Annotated in this window: 15 protein-coding genes and 1 pseudogene; 5 read left to right on the top strand and 11 right to left on the bottom strand. The window is 66.3% G+C overall.

The window, feature by feature from the left end; translation table 11 throughout:
- The first annotated feature begins 121 nt into the window (after positions 1-121).
- Positions 122-1120: an ABC transporter permease gene (locus tag ACZ50J_RS10690; protein WP_464301255.1), complete on the top strand. Its 999-nt coding sequence runs from the start codon at positions 122-124 to the stop codon at positions 1118-1120.
- Here the strand turns inward: ACZ50J_RS10690 and ACZ50J_RS10685 are convergent.
- Both ACZ50J_RS10685 and ACZ50J_RS10680 read right to left on the bottom strand, forming a co-directional pair.
- On the bottom strand, positions 1117-2115 hold the full coding sequence (locus tag ACZ50J_RS10685; RefSeq protein WP_464301254.1) for a winged helix-turn-helix domain-containing protein: 999 nt from the start codon (positions 2113-2115) through the stop codon (positions 1117-1119). The genes ACZ50J_RS10690 and ACZ50J_RS10685 overlap by 4 nt on opposite strands.
- Positions 2116-2380: 265 nt before the next feature.
- Positions 2381-3051 (bottom strand): annotated as a pseudogene (locus ACZ50J_RS10680) (Type 1 glutamine amidotransferase-like domain-containing protein).
- A gap of 177 nt (positions 3052-3228) precedes the next feature.
- On the opposite strand from ACZ50J_RS10680, the gene ACZ50J_RS10675 reads away from it, so the two are divergent.
- Positions 3229-3969, top strand: a complete 741-nt coding sequence (locus tag ACZ50J_RS10675) for a peptidylprolyl isomerase (protein WP_464301253.1) — start codon at positions 3229-3231, stop codon at positions 3967-3969.
- Between the two features lie 131 nt (positions 3970-4100).
- Here the strand turns inward: ACZ50J_RS10675 and ACZ50J_RS10670 are convergent, their stop codons facing one another.
- Genes ACZ50J_RS10670 through ACZ50J_RS10655 form a run of 4 tightly spaced genes read right to left on the bottom strand, consistent with a single transcriptional unit; the run spans position 4101 to position 8427 of the window.
- The gene (locus ACZ50J_RS10670; protein ID WP_464301252.1) at positions 4101-4871 is read right to left on the bottom strand and encodes a 2-phosphosulfolactate phosphatase; all 771 of its coding nucleotides are present in this window, start codon (positions 4869-4871) and stop codon (positions 4101-4103) included.
- 34 nt (positions 4872-4905) lie between these two features.
- Positions 4906-5454: an RNA 2',3'-cyclic phosphodiesterase gene (gene thpR, locus ACZ50J_RS10665; protein ID WP_464301251.1), complete on the bottom strand. Its 549-nt coding sequence runs from the start codon at positions 5452-5454 to the stop codon at positions 4906-4908.
- Positions 5455-5494: 40 nt separating this feature from the next.
- Positions 5495-7876: an ATP-binding cassette domain-containing protein gene (locus tag ACZ50J_RS10660; protein ID WP_464301250.1), complete on the bottom strand. Its 2382-nt coding sequence runs from the start codon at positions 7874-7876 to the stop codon at positions 5495-5497.
- Entirely contained in the window at positions 7873-8427 is a 555-nt protein-coding gene (locus ACZ50J_RS10655) for a cysteine hydrolase family protein (RefSeq protein ID WP_464301249.1), read from the bottom strand. The genes ACZ50J_RS10660 and ACZ50J_RS10655 overlap by 4 nt, the downstream gene beginning before the upstream one ends.
- A gap of 206 nt (positions 8428-8633) precedes the next feature.
- Here ACZ50J_RS10655 and ACZ50J_RS10650 point away from each other — a divergent pair, with 206 nt between their 5' ends.
- From ACZ50J_RS10650 to ACZ50J_RS10640, 3 genes are all read left to right on the top strand, one after another.
- Positions 8634-10100, top strand: coding sequence for a M1 family metallopeptidase (locus ACZ50J_RS10650; RefSeq protein WP_464301248.1), 1467 nt, complete (start codon positions 8634-8636; stop codon positions 10098-10100).
- Between the two features lie 76 nt (positions 10101-10176).
- Positions 10177-11487 (top strand): methyltransferase domain-containing protein, encoded by a 1311-nt coding sequence (locus ACZ50J_RS10645; protein ID WP_464301247.1) that lies wholly within the window; start codon positions 10177-10179, stop codon positions 11485-11487.
- 23 nt (positions 11488-11510) lie between these two features.
- Entirely contained in the window at positions 11511-12713 is a 1203-nt protein-coding gene (locus ACZ50J_RS10640; protein ID WP_464301246.1) for an MFS transporter, read from the top strand.
- A gap of 12 nt (positions 12714-12725) precedes the next feature.
- On the opposite strand, the gene ACZ50J_RS10635 is transcribed toward ACZ50J_RS10640, so the two are convergent.
- From ACZ50J_RS10635 to ACZ50J_RS10615, 5 genes are all read right to left on the bottom strand, one after another.
- Positions 12726-13463 (bottom strand): SRPBCC family protein, encoded by a 738-nt coding sequence (locus tag ACZ50J_RS10635; protein ID WP_464301245.1) that lies wholly within the window; start codon positions 13461-13463, stop codon positions 12726-12728.
- A 4-nt stretch (positions 13464-13467) separates the two neighbouring features.
- A complete protein-coding gene (locus ACZ50J_RS10630) occupies positions 13468-14325 on the bottom strand; it encodes an FAD binding domain-containing protein (protein ID WP_464301244.1) in 858 nt (285 codons plus the stop codon).
- Complete coding sequence (locus tag ACZ50J_RS10625) at positions 14322-16739, bottom strand: xanthine dehydrogenase family protein molybdopterin-binding subunit (RefSeq protein WP_464301243.1); 2418 nt, start codon at positions 16737-16739, stop codon at positions 14322-14324. The genes ACZ50J_RS10630 and ACZ50J_RS10625 overlap by 4 nt, the downstream gene beginning before the upstream one ends.
- On the bottom strand, positions 16736-17221 hold the full coding sequence (locus ACZ50J_RS10620) for a (2Fe-2S)-binding protein (protein WP_464301242.1): 486 nt from the start codon (positions 17219-17221) through the stop codon (positions 16736-16738). Before ACZ50J_RS10620 ends, ACZ50J_RS10625 begins: the two co-directional genes overlap by 4 nt.
- Before the next feature lie 78 nt (positions 17222-17299).
- Positions 17300-18532 (bottom strand): sigma-54-dependent transcriptional regulator family protein, encoded by a 1233-nt coding sequence (locus ACZ50J_RS10615; protein ID WP_464301241.1) that lies wholly within the window; start codon positions 18530-18532, stop codon positions 17300-17302.
- Positions 18533-18545: the final 13 nt, after the last annotated feature.

The raw sequence follows: 18545 nt of genomic DNA, 5'->3' as shown, positions 1-18545 counted from the left end.
ACGTTTCGGCAGGACGTTTCGAATTCGTTCGAAGCGTGCCCCGACACGAGGTTCGGCGGTCGACCATGGAAGGCAATGCAACTCGTCGCCGGCGGGTCACCATCTTTCGAGGAGCCTCTACGTGATCGTCTACATCGCCCGGCGGTTGCTGCTCGCAATCTCGGTGCTGTTCGCGACAATCGTGCTGACCTTCGGCCTGTTCTTCACCGGGCCGGCCAAGGACGGCGTCGCGTACCAGATCTGCGGGACCAAGTGCACCACTCAGAAGGTGCAGGACATCAACCACGGTCTCGGGTTGGACAAGCCGGTTGTCAACCAGTTCGGCACGTACGTCAAGGGATTGGTCGCCGGGCGCGACATCACCAATGACGGCGAAGTGACCGGGCACTGCTCGGCCCCGTGCCTGGGTTGGTCCTACGTGCAGAGCCAGTCCGTGACCGACCAGGTCAAACAGGTCATGCCGGTGACACTCTCCATCGTGTTGGGCGGGATGTTCATCTTCATCCCGCTGGGGCTGTACCTCGGGGTGGTGTGTGGTCGTAACCGTGGCTCGACGGTCGACCGCACCATCGTTGCCATCTCCCAGGTGTTCAGCTCGATGCCGTTCTTCGCAGTGGCACTCGTCCTGAACCTGTATCTGGTGTTCACCTGGCACCTGCTTCCGGCAACCGGATACACCCCGCTACTGCAGAGCCCAGGGGAGTGGTTCATCGGATTCCTGACCATCTGGATCGTTTTCGGCTTCTTCGACGCGATGAATTACGTCCGGTTCGTGCGGGCCTTCATGATCAATTCGCTCTCGAGCGACTTCGTGCGGACCGCGCGATCCAAGGGACTGTCCGAACGACGTGTCGTCTGGCGGCACGCGTTGCGAGCGACGATGGCGCCATACCTGACCCTCGTCGGCGTCGACATCGCGACGCAGCTGGCCGGTTCGATCTTCATCGAACAAGTGTTCAATGTTCGGGGGATCGGCCGACTGTCGCTCGACGCGATCAACACCAGCGACCTGCCGGTCATCGCCGGCACCGTCCTGGTAGGGGCAGCGTTCATCGTGCTGTGCAATCTCCTGGTCGACCTGTTGTATGCCGTGATCGATCCGACGGTGAAGCTCAGCTAGGAAGTTGCCCGGATCTCGTCGTCCCGTGCGTTCGAACCCGACGCGAGGAAGGCGCGCCCGGCAGGGGTGATGGCGTAGAGCACGTGGCGGCCGCGGGGGATTCGTGTCGCCAGACCGCTGTCGTGCAGGACTCCCAGGTGGTACGACACGGTCGCGGACGACAGCTGCAGCTCGGCACTCAGACTTGTGGTGGTGCTGGGGGAGCGCAGCGCGGACAGGACGCGGGAGCGGGACGAGCCGATCAATGACCGCGGCCGGAGACTGTTCGCGACACCAGCACCGCGCAGGCGCGGGTTCGCCGGATAGCTGATGATCGCGTGGGATGCCTTGTTGCACACCTGGAACGAGACATTCGATCCGTAGAAGAGCAGCGACGGCACGACCACGAGATCGGTGTCGGCCAGCCGGATCTTCTCGTCCCAGGTGGGGGTCGTGTATTCGAGGCCGGCGTGGGGATTCCACGCGAAGCGGGGATGGAGCGACTCGAATGCGGCGCCCAATCCGTGGCTCGCCAAAATGTCGCCCCGATGCGACAGGTCGTCCTCGAGGCCCGTTCGGATGACGGAGAACTTCGCCGCGAACTCGTCATACCAAACACGGCGCAGCGCGGCGGCAATGGTTGCCGCGAAAATGCCTGCCTCGACCTGGCGGGCAACCTCATCGGGCATCGTGGTCTGCTGGAAATGCTCGCCGACCTGTGTGTGCACGATCTCCGGCGGCGCCGCGGCCAGCTCGTCCAACTGGGCGAGCAGCGTTTTCGTGGCCGGCAAGCGGGACGGGCTCGGTGTCAGGAAGTCGGGCGTGGAGCCCAGAAATCCCACGGGCAGTAGTTGGGTGAGCATGACGAGCGCCGGGTCGAGGAACATGGTCCGGGCCGGTCCGGGGAAAGCTCGTTCGTGTGGTGAGCGACCCAGCCAGCCGAGCAGTTCCGCAAGCGGTGAATAGCGCCAATGCACGCGACCCATCGTGGCGACATCCAGTTCAATGCGAATCACACTGTGCCTCCCTGCGCGGTGCCGGCGAACGTTCCGCCGGCGCCAGCTTGCCACGGATGCTCGTGCGCGTCCCGAGCTCGGGAAGTATTCGCGACGGAGGACTCAGGGGAGGCGGACAGGCGATAACGAGGAGGCTTCCTCGAAACGTTAGTTGACATAATGTAGATTATCGGGTGTTTGTAACGAGGGCGGGAAGCCCACCCACATGCCCATGAATCCGCGGCATTCTGCGGCGATCACAGCCGAAGAGCTCCTGTTCACCGCGTCAGGAACGCAACTGACGCCAGTCTCCTTCGGAAATGATCCGGGTGTGGCCGTCGACGACTGCGATCGCCGTCTGATCGTCCATCGCGTATGCCGGGCTCGAGATGCTCTTCGCCCAGGCTTCCGCCTCGGCCAGGGAGTTTCCCGGCATACCGTCGGGCGCTAGGTGCGGACAGATCGAGAAGTCCACGAGCCCGAGCGTCGTGTCGTCGCCGCCCGAGGGACGCCACTGGATGAAGTCGTCACCCACCTCAGGTGTCATCACCATGCTGCCGGCGCTCAACCCGACCCAGACCGTCTCGGTCAGGGACGGCAACAGATCCGTGAGCCCGGACTGCCGCATCCAATGGCAGAGGTAGAGAACGTCACCGCCCGCCGCCAGCAGCACGTCGACTGCCGGACCAGCGGAACCCAGTGGTCCGTCTCGAGGCTCGGCAGAGCGCTGAGCTCGAGCACGCCGACGGACTTCCAACCCAGGTCGACCATCGGGTTCGGCGAGCGACCGGCGATGAATTCCCATGGCATGACGCCCGGCCCGACCGATGGGTGGCCGTACATCGCCGTTGGAATGCACAACGCCGCGGACTCGGCGATCGGCTTGCCCAGCATGTCGACGAGGGCATCCCGGATGCTGTCGTTCGTGACTCCCCCGGATGTGAGAAGCAGCTTCATCCCAGCTCCTTGAGTGCTCGCGGACGTCCGTGTTCAGCACAGTCTCCGCCGAATCCCGCTCTCCTGCGGTGGTTTCGCACGTTCTGACATCAGCTCAAGTTGCCGGCTGCGCAAACCGCCACACGACTGATGACGAGAGCAGACTGAGCGCACCCGTCACGACTCAAGGAGTTGCCAATGCCCGCGTGGAAGTCCCTTGCAGTGCTCAGCGCCGCCGCTCTCACGGCCACGATCGCGCCCACGGCCAGCGCGAGCAAGGCACCGGTGCCGACATCGCCGACGCACGGTGCGTGCGCCTTCACCCCGATGACGGACCAGACCTACTCGACGTTCGTCGGTCTCCCACCGGACCCGACCAGGGCAACGAACCACGGCACCGTGAAAGTCACGCTGCGGACGAACCGCGGCGACATACCGATGCAGCTCGATCGAGCCGCCGCCCCGTGTGCGGTTCGCAGCATGGTCTATCTCATCCACCAGAAGTACTTCGACGGCACGAAGTGCCACCGACTGACGGCGTACCAGACCCCGCCATACGCGCTGTCCGTGCTGCAGTGCGGCGATCCGCTGGGCACTGGCTGGGGTGACCCGGGCTACTGGTTCAAGGACGAGTTCAAAGGTGTCAACGAACTGCCGAACTGGCCCGGTTATCCCGATGGGAGCCGCAAGAACTACACCCGTGGCACTCTCGCCATGGCGAACGGCGGGCCGGACACCAACGGCAGTCAGTTCTTCCTGGTCTACGAGGACTCTCGCCTGACCCCGGATTACACCGTGTTCGGGCACATCTCCCCCGCCGGCATGAAGGTCCTGGACAGGATCGCGGCCGGTGGCATCGACCCGGGCACCGACGGGACACCCGAGGACGGTGCCCCGGCTCTCACGACCATCATTCAACGTGCGAAGAGCGGTGCATGAGGCACGCCCAACCCTCCAGGCTTGACCAGCCATTGACTGCGAGGACAACACGATCCGCCGGGAGACGCTCGTCGCGCCCGACCCCGATCAGTGGATTCTCAAGGTTGTGAACGGACCTTTGTGACAAACGCTCACGGCAAGCTACGGCCGAATGAACCGTTGGTCAGAACCGGTACGACGGACGACGCATCCAGGTCGGCCGCCACCGCGACATCAGCTTCGAATCCCTTGCTCATCAATTCACGTCCACCGACGCACTCGTGCAGTGTGTCGACCAGTGTGGGTTGAATAGCGTCGAAAATCCTTGCTGCGCCGATGGATTCCGGGCTCATCAATTCCTCGAGCCCCAGCGTGCACAGCTCCGAGAGGATCGCGCCCGCGCCCAACTGGTCCTCCAGCGCGGGTCGGAGTGAGTCGTCATCTGCCCACCGCTCCCCTGCCGCGATCACCGCCACCGAGTGGCCGACGGCGAGCTGCCCCTGTAACCAGTGAGCCGCCGCGGGGGCGTTTCGCAGGCAACCGATCGCCACTCGCGACCCGGTCTGCTGCAGTGCGGCACTGATCGACGAGCCGTTGGGTGATGGTAGGACGATCCGCGGTTCGAAATCACATGTGAGCAATCCGGCGGGCGAAAGCGAAGGCGCCACAACGGATTCCGACTTCGTGGATTCGAGTCGCCCGACGGCCAGCATCGCGTCGTGCGCAGCAGCGAACTCGGCTGCTCGTCGGTCCTTCCACGGAAACGGGTAGACCCGCATGCCGCGTTCGACAGCGACAGTGACAGCCGTCGAGAAGCTCAATACGTCGACGACGACCGCAACCTCCGCGTGCAGTTCAACGGCACCGACGGGACCCCACTCGAACCGGATGTCGTACTTGGCCTGGCCGAAGAAGTCACCCACGGGTCGAGACTAGCGATGGATTCCGCCGCAGACGTCAGTGAGCGAGTGGCACGGTGGCAACGACCTCGTGCCGCGGACGGCGGTGCGCGCCCTCCCCCAGGTATGACGCCACCAGTTCGATCTCGGTCACCGGCCAGCGCTCGGTGGTGAAGGTGTCGAGCACCTGCAGCCAGCGCCGCGCGTCGAGCGGACGACGCGGTCGCGCCACACTGAGATGCCCGGCGAACCGCTGACCGTCCGGAGTCGCACCGACCGAGTTCGCCGCGTGCCGCACCCCCGTCGCCAGTTCCGTCAGGTCGACATCGGGACGCAACCAGAGCACCCGCGCCCCGATTGGATTCGGGAAGGCACCAGCTCCTGACAGACGCAGCTCGAATGCTTTGTGCCGCAGCGCCGTTCGCTCCAAGGCATGGATGAGCTCATCGTCGCGGTGGTCCGGGACAGACGGCAGGAACGCCAGCGTGATGTGCCACTGCGCGGAGTCGATCCACGTCATACCGTCACGCGGCGCCAAGAATTCGGCGATCTGCTCGCGAACCGTCTCGGGTGGGCGGATCGCTACGAACATGCGGGTGGCGGACATCCTGACCAGCGTAGGAGCAGTTCTGCAGGAGAACCACCGGTTAGTCGACGTATGCCGCGAGGTGCTTCCCGGTCAAGGTCGTCGGTCGCGCGACGAGGTCGGCCGGCGTGCCTTCGAAAACGACTGTGCCGCCATCGTGCCCGGCACCCGGGCCGAGGTCGACGATCCAGTCGGCACGCGCCATCACTGCCTGGTGATGCTCGATCACGATCACCGACTTCCCGTCGTCGACCAGGCGATCCAGCAGGCCGAGCAGCTGCTCCACGTCGGCCAGGTGCAGACCGACCGTCGGCTCGTCCAGCACGTAGATGTCGGCCTTCTCCCCCATCTGGGCAGCCAGCTTGAGACGCTGCCGCTCGCCGCCGGACAACGTGGTCAACGGCTGACCGACTGTGACGTAACCGAGTCCGACGTCGACAAGACGACGCAGGACCTTGTGCGCCGCCGGCAGCCGCCCCTCCCCTGCCGCGAAGAATTGCTCGGCCTCGGACACCTGCATGCCCAGGACCTCGCTGATGTCCTTGCCGGCAAAGGTGTGCTCGAGAACCTCCGGCTGGAAGCGCTTGCCCTCGCACACGTCGCAGGGCGTCGAGACTCCGGCCATCATCGCCAGGTCGGTATAGACGACACCGGCACCGTTGCAGGCCGGACACGCACCGTCCGAATTGGCACTGAACAGACCAGGTTTCACGCCATTGGCCTTGGCGAACGCCTTCCGGATCGGATCGAGCATCCCGGTGTAGGTGGCGGGGTTGCTACGGCGGGATCCGCGGATGGCGGTCTGGTCGATGGTGACCACACCGTCGCGACCGGAGACCGACCCGTGGATCAGTGAGCTCTTGCCGGAGCCGGCAACACCGGTGACCACACACAGCACGCCGAGCGGCAGATCGACGTCGACGTTCCGCAGGTTGTGCAGCGACGCACCACGCACCTCGAGCGCTCGATCCGTGACGCGGACCTGGTCCTTCAGGGACACCCTGTCGTGCAGGTGCCGACCGGTCCGGGTGCCCGCGGCACGCAACCGCTCGACACTGCCTTCGAAGACGATCTCGCCGCCGTCCACGCCGGCGCCGGGTCCCAGGTCGACCACATGATCGGCGATGGCGATCATCTCCGGTTTGTGTTCGACCACAAGAACGGTGTTGCCCTTGTCCCGCAACTGCAGCAGCAGGTCGTTCATCCGCTCGATGTCGTGCGGATGCAACCCGATGGACGGCTCGTCGAAGACGTAGGTGACGTCCGTCAAGGAGGACCCGAGGTGCCGGATCATCTTGGTGCGCTGGGCCTCTCCGCCGGACAGCGACCCGGACGGGCGGTCCAGGCTCAGGTATCCCAGGCCGATCCGGACGAACGAATCGAGCGTGGTGCGCAGTCCGTCCAGCAACGATTGCACCGACGGATCCTGGACGCCGTGCATCCATTGCGCAAGGTCGCTGATCTGCATCGCCGCCGCATCGGCGATGCTCACGCCGTCGATCTTCGAGGACCGTGCGCCCTCGCTGAGCCGAGTGCCGGCGCAGTCCGGGCAAGCCGCGAAGGTGACTGCTCGATCGACGAACGCGCGGATGTGCGGCTGCATCGCCTCGCGGTCCTTGGCCAGGAACGATTTGCGAATACGTGGGATCAGACCCTCGTAGGTGATGTTGATGCCGTCGACCTTGATCTTCGTCGGCTCCTTGTGCAGCAGTGCCTCCAGCTCACGCTTGGTGAATCTCGCGATCTGCTTGTCCGGGTCGAAGAACCCGCACCCGAGGAAGATCCGGCCGTACCACCCGTCCATGCTGTAGCCGGGAATGGTGAGGGCGCCTTCCCGCAGCGACTTCGTGTCGTCATACAACGCGGTGAGGTCGAAGTCGGTCACCGAACCACGGCCCTCACACCGAGGGCACATACCTCCGATCACGCTGAACCGGCGAGCCTCCTTCACCGTGCGGCCGGCCTTCTCGACGGTGACCGCCCCGGCGCCGCTGACCGATGCCACATTGAAGGAGAACGCCCGCGCCGGTCCGATGTGCGGTTTACCCAGTCTGCTGAACAGGATTCGCAACATCGCCAGGGCGTCCGTCGCTGTCCCGACCGTGGAGCGTGGGTCGGCCCCCAACCGCTCCTGGTCGACGATGATGGCCGTCGTCAGCCCGCTCAGCACGTCGACGTCCGGCCGGGCGAGGTTCGGCATGAAGCCTTGGACGAACGCGCTGTAGGTCTCGTTGATCTGTCGCTGCGACTCCGCCGCGATCGTGTCGAAGACCAGCGAGCTCTTCCCCGAACCGGAGACTCCGGTGAACACCGTCAGCCGCCGCTTGGGCAACTCCACGCTGACGTCGCGCAGGTTGTTCTCCCGGGCTCCGAGGACGCGTATGACGTCGTGGGCGTCAGCAGTCGATCGAGGATCTTCGGGCGATGACGTATGACCGGTCATGACCCGAAATCTACGTCCTCCGTGGCGACCGTCGCAGCAGCTCGGCCCGGGGCAGCCTGCTCCTGCCAGTAGAGGTTGGTGTGCGCGATCACGAGCTCCGGCGTCGGTGCCCCGTAGGCCGTCAGATCCTCGGTGGTGTGCGCATCGCCGACCAGAGTTACGTCGTAACCGCGGGCGAAGGCGCCGTGGATCGTGGACCGGATGCACATGTCGGTCTGGGCGCCCGTCACGACCAGATGTCCGATGCGACCGGCGGCAAGAACGTCCTCCAGATCGGTGCCCTCGAACGAGTCGCCGTAGGCCTTTTCCACGAGCGGCTCATCCTTCGCCTTCGACAGCTCCGGCACGAGTTGCCAAGCAGCAGAACCCTGCTCGAGCTGCTCATCGTGGTGCTGCACCCACACCACCGGCACCTTCCGAGCACGAGCCCGGTCGACCAGTGCCCCGATGTTGGCCACCACGTTGTCGCGGTCGTGGGCGCCCGTCACGACGCCCTGTTGCACGTCGATCACCAGCAACGCGGTCTCGGATCGGTCGGCAAGCGTCGTCATGGTGACTCCTCGGTTCGGTGAGAGCCACCACGCTAGTCGCGACCGGTGACAGCTGGTGGGTCTCGATACGCTCCCTCGTTCCTCGGTCGCTACTCGACCACCCTGTCCGAGCGGCCGGGCTCGAAAACCCTATGCGTCATACCCGATCGGTAGCGTCGAAGGATCGTCACAGGGACCGGACAGGGACGGTCCGATACGGAGGAATCATGCGAGCACGACCACTCGTCGGCTGCGTCGCCGCGGCGACCGCACTACTGGTTGCGGGCGGCAGCGCCTCCGCCACCGGCAGCGCGGTCGGCGCCCCGGGCGCCGGAGACCCCTACTACCCGATGGACGGCAACGGCGGATACGACGTCAACCATTACGGCGTCACCATCGACTACACCCCGGCGTCGAAGATGCTCTACGGAGACACGACCATCGACGCCACCACCACGCAGAAGCTCACCCAGTTCGATCTGGATTTCTATGGTTTCCAAATCGATTCGCTGACGGTCAACGGCCAGAAGGCGAGTTGGTCGCGCAGCGGTCAGCATGAGCTGGTCGTCACCACGCCGACCAAGCTCGCGAAACACTCGCAGCTGAAGGTCCGCGTGAAGTACCACGGTCAGCCGATCTCCTCATCGGGTCTCGACGACTATTCGGGTTGGAACTACTCGTCCAGCGGCGGCGCCTTCGCCGCGAACGAACCGCACTCCGCCGCGAGCTGGTATCCCGTCAACGACACCCCTCTCGACAAGGCGACCTTCACCCTGAAGGCGACGGTTCCGAACGAGTTCAGTGTCATCAGCAACGGCGAGCAGACGGCCAAGAAGACGCATGGTGCGCGCACGACCTACACGTGGACCGAGACCGACCCGATCATCGGCTACCTCACCACGGTCGCCATCGACAAGTTCACCTATCTGAAGCAGAAGACCAAGGACGGCATTCCACTCGTGTCGGCATTCGCCCCCGGCGCGGAGGACAAGATGCAGGACGAGAAGCGCCTGCCCGATGTCATCAGCCTGCTGGAGCGCTACTTCGGCCCTTACCCGCAGTCGTCCGGCGGGGGCATCTTCGTCGCGGATCAGATCGGCTTCTCGCTGGAGACGCAGGACCGTCCGACGTATGCCGCCTGGGCCGATCTGCCGACGATCGTCCACGAGAACGGTCACCAGTGGTGGGGCGACAGCATGTCCGTCAAGACCTGGCGCGACGTGTGCATGAACGAATGCTTCGCGTCATACGGCGAATGGCTCTGGGAGCAGGACGAGAACAACGTCAACCTGGACGACGAATACAGCTCGGAAATGGCGCGTTTCGCCGACAACACCAACTTCTGGGCCAACCCACTGTGGGACATGGGTGCCGGCCGGGAGTTCACCAACTCCTACACCCGCGGCCCGCTGTTCCTGCAGGCGTTGCGCGCCTACATCGGTGACAAGCCGTTCTTCAAGATCCTGCGCACCTACACGCAGCTGCACCGCGGCGGCAATACGTCGATGCAGGAATTCGAGCGCTACGTGCAGAAGGTGTCGAAGCAGGACGTGAGCAGCTTCTTCCAGGCGTGGGTCTACGGCAAGACGCGGCCGGACGACAAGTACATCTGGTTCGGGCCGTTCCAGAAGCCGAGTGCGACGTCCGCCGTCGCAGCTCCCAACCTGCTGGCGAAGTCGCAGCACAACCGCTGACAGCGCTGGGAGAAAGGGAAGGCGTTCGCCATGGGCGGGCGCCTTCCCCTTGCCCGGGTGCGCGAGAATCTGCACCATGCAGTGCGACTACTTCGATGCCGGGACGTGCCGTTCGTGCACGCTGATGGGCGAGTCGTATGACCTGCAGGTGCGCACCCTTCAAGCTCGCGTCGCCGACATACTCGCCGACCTGGTGTCGCCGGACGTCTGGGCCGCGCCGGCCACCGGCCCCGAGTCACATTTTCGGAACAAGGCCAAGCTCGTCGTCGGCGGCAGTCGGCAGGCACCGACGTTCGGCATCCTCGATCGCGGCGGGAACGGCGCCGACCTGCGCGACTGCGGCCTCTACGAACCCGGCCTGCACCGCACCGTGCACCAATTGGCCGGCTTCGTCACCGAGCTCGGCCTCACCCCGTATGACGTGCCGCGCCGCACCGGCGAGCTGAAGCACCTGATCGTGACGCACTCCCCCGACGGCGAATCGATGATCCGCTTCGTGCTGCGCTCTCCCGGCCAGCTGGGGCGCATCGAACGCGCCCTGCCCGGTCTGCTCGAAGCGGTCCCCGGGACGCGCGTGGTTTCCGTCAACCTGCTGCCCGAGCACAAGGCCGCGCTCGAGGGCGACGACGAGATCCTGCTGACCGACGACACGTCGCTGCCGATGCGGCTGAACGGCATCACGCTGCAGCTGCGGACGCGCAGCTTCTTCCAGACCAACACCGCTGTTGCCGCACAGCTGTATCGCCAGGCGCAGGAATGGATTTCGCAGGTCTCGCCGGAATACGTCCTGGACCTGTTCTGTGGCGTCGGCGGCTTCGCGTTGCATGCTGCGACGGCGGTGGGTCTCGGTACACCTGGTCGCGATACACCCCCTCCGCTTCGCTCCCCCGGCACCCTTCGATACGCCGCTCGTGCCTCGCGGACTACTCAGGGCGGCGCTCGACGCGCATCCGTACTCGGCATCGAGTTGTCGGAGGAAGCCGTCGCCAGCGCCCGACTCAGTGCCGAGGAACTGCCGGACCGGTCGGCGTTGGGCGACATACGGTTCGAGGCCGGCGATGCGACGAGGGTGCTCGACGGCACGGGCGCTGGGTTTCGAGACGCTCCCCCGCTCCGCTCCTCCGCTCCTCAACCACCTTCAGGGGACGCTCCTCAACCACCTTCAGGGGACCTGGTGATCGTCAACCCGCCGCGACGCGGCATCGGCGATCTGGCGTACGCGCTCGAACGATCCGACACCACGCACCTGCTCTACTCCAGCTGCAACGCGTCCAGCCTCGCCGCCGACCTCCGTGCGATGCCGTCGTTCCGGGTCACCCGGGCGCGGTTGTTCCACATGTTCCCGCAGACGCTGCACCACGAGGTCCTGCTGCTCCTCGAGCGCTGACCCCGACGCATAATGAAGGCACCATGACCGCGAAAACCCAGAAGATCGCCGTGCCGAGCATGCCCCGCGAAGTCTGGGTGATGGTGTCCGCGAGCTTCGTCATCGCCCTCGGCTACGGCGTCGTCGCACCGGCCCTGCCAGAGTTCGCGCACTCCTTCGGTGTCGGCGTCACCGCGGCCTCCGCCATCGTGTCCGCCTTCGCCATCATGCGGCTGGTGTTCGCGCCGAGCACGGGCCGGCTGGTCAACCGGTTCGGCGAACGGCCGATGTACCTCCTCGGTCTGTTCATCGTCGCACTGTCCACCCTTGCGTCGGCATTCGCCCAAAGCTACTGGCAGCTCATGCTTTTCAGAGGTCTGGGTGGAGTCGGCTCGGTGATGTTCTCGGTCTCCGCGATGGGCTTGATGATCCGGATCTCACCGCCGGCGATCCGCGGTCGCGTGTCGGGGCTGTACTCGTCGAGTTTCGTGCTCGGCAGCATCACCGGACCGCTCCTCGGCGGCGCGCTGGTCGGCTTCGGGCTGCGCGTGCCGTTCGTCGTGTATGCCGTGGCCCTCTTCGGTGCCATCGCCGTCGTGCACCTCCAGCTGCGCGACAGTGCACTGGCGACGATCGACGACTCGACCACGGTGGCGGCGATGCCACTCGCCTCGGCCCTGCGGGTCGGTGCCTACCGGTCGGCCGTCCTGACCGCGGCGATCTTCGGTTGGGTCTACGCGATGCGGGTGTCCCTCGTCCCGTTGTACTTCGCCCTCGTGCTGCATCAGAAACCCGCCGTGGCCGGACTCGCCCTCGCGACATACGCGTGCGGTGACGTCCTGGCGATGATCCCGGCCGGGCGGATGTCGGACCGGATTGGCCGCCGCCCGCTGATCATCGTCGGGATGATCATCCTCGCCCTCGCGACGCTGGCTCTCGCGTTGACGCACTCGGTCGGCCTCGCGTTCGCCTCAACGCTCGTCGCCGGCGTCGGCACGGGGATGGTCAGCCCGTCCCAGCAGGCGGCTCTCGCCGACATCATGTTCGGTCACGGACGTGGTGGCCCGGTCCTGGTCACCTATCAGATGAGCCAGGACATGGGCACCGTTGTCGGACCGATCGCAGGCGGGTTCATCGCCCAACAATGGGGATTCCCAACGGCATTCACCGTCACCACCATACTGGCCGGGTGCGCGGCGGCAGCCTGGGTCACCGTGCGGGACACCATGGTCGTGCGCGCCGCCTGACCGACTGCTGGCTCAGTGCCGGCGCAGCCGCCTGAGCAGCGCGGCGAAGACGGCAAGACCGGCAACAGCCGCGACCGCCTGCTTCCAGTACGCCTTCGCCAGGACCGGCACGACCGCCGAACCCAGATCGAGCGAATCGTCCGCCGACCCCGCCGGGGCGACCGGAGCCGCAGCAACCGGCGCGGGCCGCGGCGTGGGTGCCGGCGACGCGGCAGCCGGGACGCTGGGGGACGATGTCGAGGCCGACTCCGAAACCGCTGCAACTGCAGGGGTTTCGGCCGCCGCCGGAGCCTCGGTCGCCGAGTCGGCCGATCCGACCTTCGCCTGCAAACAGTCGACGAACTGCCGGAGCAACTTGTCCGACACATCCTGTATGACGCCCCGGCCGAACTGTGCCGGCTTGCCGGTGATGGCCAGATCGGTCACGACGTCGACGGTGGTGCCGCCGTCCACAGCGGTCATGGTGGCGGTCACCAGTGCACCTGCCGTGCCGTTGCCGCGCTTGTCCTTGCCCTTGGCGTCGATCACCATCTTGTGTGTGCCTTCGTCACGTTCGGTGAACGTCCCGGTGCCCTTGTAGACCAACGCGATCGGCCCGAGCTTCACCTTGACGGTGCCGTCGAACGTGTCGCCGGTCGCCGAGGTGATCTGCGCGCCCGGGAAGCACTCGGCGACCGACTCGATGTCCTGGAACGCCGCCCACGTCTCGTCGACGCTCGCCGGCACGGTGAAGGAATGGTTCAGATCCATCTGGTCATCCTGCCGCAGCGGTGAGTACGGCGCGCCGGGTCAGCACCTCGGCCAGGTGCTTGCGGTAGTCCGCATCGCCATTGAGGTCGGTCGGCGGGTTCGTCCCCTCGGCGACTGCGGCAACAGCGGCTCGCACGGCGTCGTCGGTGGCGGCTCGGCCCTGCAACGCCTGCTCGACAGCGGCCGCACGGACCGGCGTGGAACCCATGTTGGTCAACGCAACTCGCGCTTCGGCGATGGTGCCGCCCTCGGAACGCACGGTCGCTGCGACGGCGACGATCGACCACTGCTGGGCGATCCGGACGAACTTCTCGTAGTGCGCGCCCCAGCCGGTGTGCTTCGGGATGCGTACCTCGGTCAGCAACTCGTCCTCGGCGATCGCGGTCTCGAAGAGGTCGACGAAGAAGTCGGCCGCCTCGACCGTGCGGGTCGAGCCACCCTGGCCGGCGATCACGAACTGCGCCCCGAGCGCGAGCGCCGGAGCACCGACATCCCCGGCCGGGTCTGCGTGTGCGAGCGCCCCGCCGAATGTGCCACGGTTGCGCACCTGAGCGTCCGCGACCGTTGCGACCGCCTTGCCGATCAGCGCGGCGTGCTGGGCGACGAGCGGATCGGACGCGACGGTGGCGTGTGTTGTCATCGCGCCGATGACGAGTGCGTCACCATCCTCGCGGACACCGCGCAACGCTTCGATCTTGCGCAGGTCGATGACGAACTCCGGCGCGTTGAGGCGCAATCGCAGGACGGGCAGCAAGGACTGCCCGCCGGCGATGATCTTCGCGTCGTCGCCGTGTTCGGCAAGCAGCGTGAGCGCCTCCTCGATGCTGTCGGGTGCCGCATAGTCGAATGCTGCCGGGATCATCGGCTCACTCCTTCCGTCCGTGAGCCGGTATCGCCGGCCCGTCCGGCCGCGATGGCCGCGTAGACCCGTGCCGGTGAGCACGGCATGACGATGTCGTCGACGCCGAACTGCCGCACGGCGTCGATCACTGCGTTGACGACCGCGGGCGTCGAGGCGATGGTGCCGGCCTCGCCAACTCCCTTGGTTCCCAACGTGTTCGTGGTGGCCGGTGTCGACGCGTGGTGGGCGTCGAAGCTGATCAGGTCGGCCGCACTCGGCACCAGGTAGTCGACGAATGACCCGGAGACCAGGGTGCCCTGATCGTCGAAGACGGCATCCTCGAACAACGCCTGCGCGATCCCCTGCACCAGTCCGCCGTGCACCTGTCCCTCGACGATCAACGGGTTGATGATGTTGCCCACGTCGTCGACGCAGGTGTACTTCCGCAGCTTCACCTGTCCGGTCTCGGTGTCCACCTCCACCGCGCACAGGTGCGTGCCGTGCGGGTAGTTGAAGTTGATCGGGTCGTATGTCGCCTCGGCGTCGATGGACGGCTCCATGCCGTCGGGCAGGTTGTGCGCGGTGAAGACGGCGCCGGCGACCTCCTGGATGGACAGACCGGCGTCGGTTCCCTTGACGCCGAAGCGTCCGGCCGTGAACTCGATGTCGTCCGCCGAAGCCTCCAGCAGGTGGGCTGCGACCGGCTTCGCCTTCTCGACCACCTTGTCGGCGGCTCGTACGAGTGCCTCGCCACCGACCACGAGCGACCTCGACCCGTAGGTGTCCAGGCCCTTCACCGACACCTGGGTGTCGCCGTGCAGGATCTCGATGTCCTCGAAGGGCACGCCCAGTCGGTCCGCGACGATCTGACTGAACGCCGTCTCATGGCCCTGGCCGTGGGCACTGGTCCCGGTGACGACTTCGACCTTGCCGGTCGCCAGCATCCGCACCGATGCGTGCTCCCAGCCGCCGGCGCCGTAGTCGAGCGACCCCAGAACACGCGACGGGGCCAAGCCGCACATCTCGGTGAACGTCGAGATGCCGATGCCCAGCTGGACCGGGTCGCCGGCCTCGCGCCGCCGTGCTTGCTCGGCCCGCAGTTCGTCATACCCGAAGAAGTCCTTGGCGGACGCCGTCGCCGCTTCGTAGTTGCCGGAGTCGTATTCGAGTCCGGCGACCGTCGTGAACGGGAACTCCTCGTGCTTGATCCAGTTCTTCTCGCGCAGCTCGAGCGGGTCCATGTTCAGCTCGTTGGCCAACTCGCTCATCAGCCGCTCGATCGCGAAGGTCGCCTCCGGTCGCCCTGCGCCCCGGTAGGCGTCGGTCCAGGTCTTGTTGGTCAGCACCGTCTGGCAGGCGAAGTGGTATGCCGGGACCTTGTAGATCGCGTTGAACATGAAGGCGCCGAGCACCGGCACTCCCCCGCCGACGATCGCGACATACGACCCGAGGTCCGCGGTGAGTTCCACCTTGAGACCGGTGACGTGACCGTCCTTCGTCGCCGCGAGGGTGAGCTTCTGCCACTGATCGCGGCCGTGATGTGCGGCCATCATCGACTCGGAACGGGTCTCGGTGAACTTCACCGGCTTGTGCAACTGCCGGGCGACCCACCAGGCGATCCACTCCTCGGGCGTCACCTGCAACTTGCCGCCGAAGCCGCCGCCGACGTCCGGTGCGATGACCCGGATCTTGCTCTCCGGCACACCTGTCGTCGCCGCCAATGCGAAGCGCACGATGTGCGGGACCTGCGTCGCCGACCACATGGTCAGTTGCTCACCGGTCGGGTCGACCACGACCGACCGCGGCTCCATGAATGCCGGGATGAGCCGGTTCTGGCGGAACTCCCGCTCGATCACCACACCCTCGGCACGTGCCGTGCTGATCGCATCCTCGACGTTCCCGCCGGTGCCGGCCTCCGCAGAGTCGAACACCCACAGTGCCGACTTGTTGGTGCCGAGGTCGGGATGGGCCAACACCGTGTCCGCGGCGGCTTCCTTCAGGTCGAGGGCCGCCGGCAGCTCCGCGTAGTCGACGTCGACCAGCTCGGCCGCGTCACGGGCTGCTGCCGCACTGCGTGCGACGACGACGGCGACGATCTCGCCGGCGAACGTCACCCGGTCGGACGCCAGGATCGGGTGCACCGGCGTCTTCTGGTCGGGCGTGATCGGCCAGGCGTTGATCAACGCACCGGCCGACTCGTCCAGGTCGGCAGCGGTGTAGACCGCGACGACGTTCGTGGCCTGCTTCGCCTCAGCTGTGTCGATCGAGCTGACCGTGGCGTGCGCGAACGGACTCCGCACCATGGCCAGATGCAGCATTCCGGGCAGCACGATGTTGTCGGTGTAGCGACTGCTGCCGGTGATCAGGCGGCGATCCTCCTTGCGGCGACGGTCCCGGCCGATCTCGGCTGCGGGACGGTCATCGGTGACAGTCATGACTGCGCTCCCTTCCCCGCCGCCGCCGCGGTCTGCACCGCACGCACGATGTTGTGGTAGCCGGTGCACCGACAGAGGTTGCCTTCCAGCCCCTCGCGGATCTCCTCCTCGGTGGGGTCCGGGTTCTCGTTCAGCAGGTCGACCGAGCGCATGATCATGCCCGGCGTGCAGAACCCGCACTGCAACGCGTGGCACTCGTGGAAGGCGGCCTGCATCGGGTGCAGGTCGGCGCCGTCATACGTGGCGGCAAGTCCCTCGATGGTGGTGACCTCGGCGCCGTCCGCCTGGACAGCCAGCATGTTGCACGACTTCACGGCATGGCCGTTCAGATGGACCGTGCAAGCACCACAATTGCTGGTGTCGCAACCGATGAGAGTCCCTGTCTTTCCGAGCTTTTCGCGCAGGAACTGCACCAGCAGCATCCGTGGTTCGACGTCTTCGGAGACCTTTCCCCCGTCGACGGTGAGTTCGATCTTTGTCATCTTCGGCACCCTTCGGAGTACGCACACTTCTGGCGTCACTCCGAACCTAGAACCTCACGGTTGGCGGAAGGTTGGCCTTCAGCGTCTCGCTGCTGCCAGGCGCCCGCGCAGCAGCGGGGCTGCGCGATGCGGGCCCGGGCCCAGCCGACGCAGGCAGGCCTCGAGCACCTCTGTGTCATACGGTGCGATCTCGCTGTAACCCAGCACGGCATCCGGATCCGGATCCCCGAGCAACGCCTCGCGTACGGCGACCGCGACAACCTCTGCCAGCTCCGACAACGCGGGCGAGTTGGTGCCCGGCATCAGGTCCCCGCCGTATGCCGCCACCGCCGCCAGCACCTGACCGTGCCGGATCCGGTCCAGGACCTCGTCGACGTCGATCGTTACCGGCAGCATCAGCCGGTAGGGGCGCGAGGAGATCGCGCCGCCGAGCGTCGAACGCAGATGGGAGACCTCGGCTTTCAGCGTCGAAGCACTCACCGGCGCGTCGCCATAGAGCGACGCGTGCAGTCGCTCGAGCGAGAGCCCATCGGGGTGCAGCGCCAGCAATGCGAGGATCTCGGTCTGTCGCCGGTTGAGCAGCAGCCGTTGGCCGTCCAGGCGTGCCTCGGCCGCGCCGAGCAGAGTCAACGCGAGACCCTGGTCGGAGCCGCCCACGCCGAGGCGCGAATGCTGTCGCGTGTCGGGCATGGCGCTCTCGATCATCCGGGCCATCATCCGCGCGGTGGCCAGCCCGATCGGGTGTGCGCGGTCCCAGGTGGTCGACAGGTCGATCACGCCGAGCCGTTCACCGGTCACCGGGTGGTGCACCGGAGCCGCCCAGCAGACCCAGTTGTGCACGATCGGCGCGTAGTGCTCCGCGGAGAAGACCGTCGCCGGTGCGTCGAGCCGGCCGGCCAGGTCCAGCGCGTTGGTCCCGACACTCCCGTCGTCCCAGCGTCCGCCCGCCACGAAGTTGACCGTCTCCGCCTTCCGGCGCATCACCCTGCCGCCATACGTCCACAGGATCCGGGTCCGGGTGTCGGTGACGGCCAGCACGAGGTCACCGTCCTCGGCGCTGCGCCGCAACTCGTGCTCCACCGCCGACACCGCCGCCTGCAACGGCGAGTCCTGCCAGAACGCCGCGGTGTCGTGCTCGTCCGCGAGCGGTGCACCGGTCACCTCCAGCGCGGCGCCCTGCGCGGACCGCTGCCAGCTGGACAGGATCTCCGGCCGCACCCGCACGGCTTCGTCACCGTCGGTGACGAAGGCGGTCCAGGCACGCACCGCATCGAGCCGACGCTCGCGCAGCGAACCGGTGGAGTGCTCCATGGGTGACCTCCGA

The sequence above is a fragment of the Flexivirga sp. G2 genome, assembly GCF_055397625.1.
Note: the sequence above shows the minus strand (reverse complement) of the source record. Positions and strands in the feature narration are given on the sequence as shown.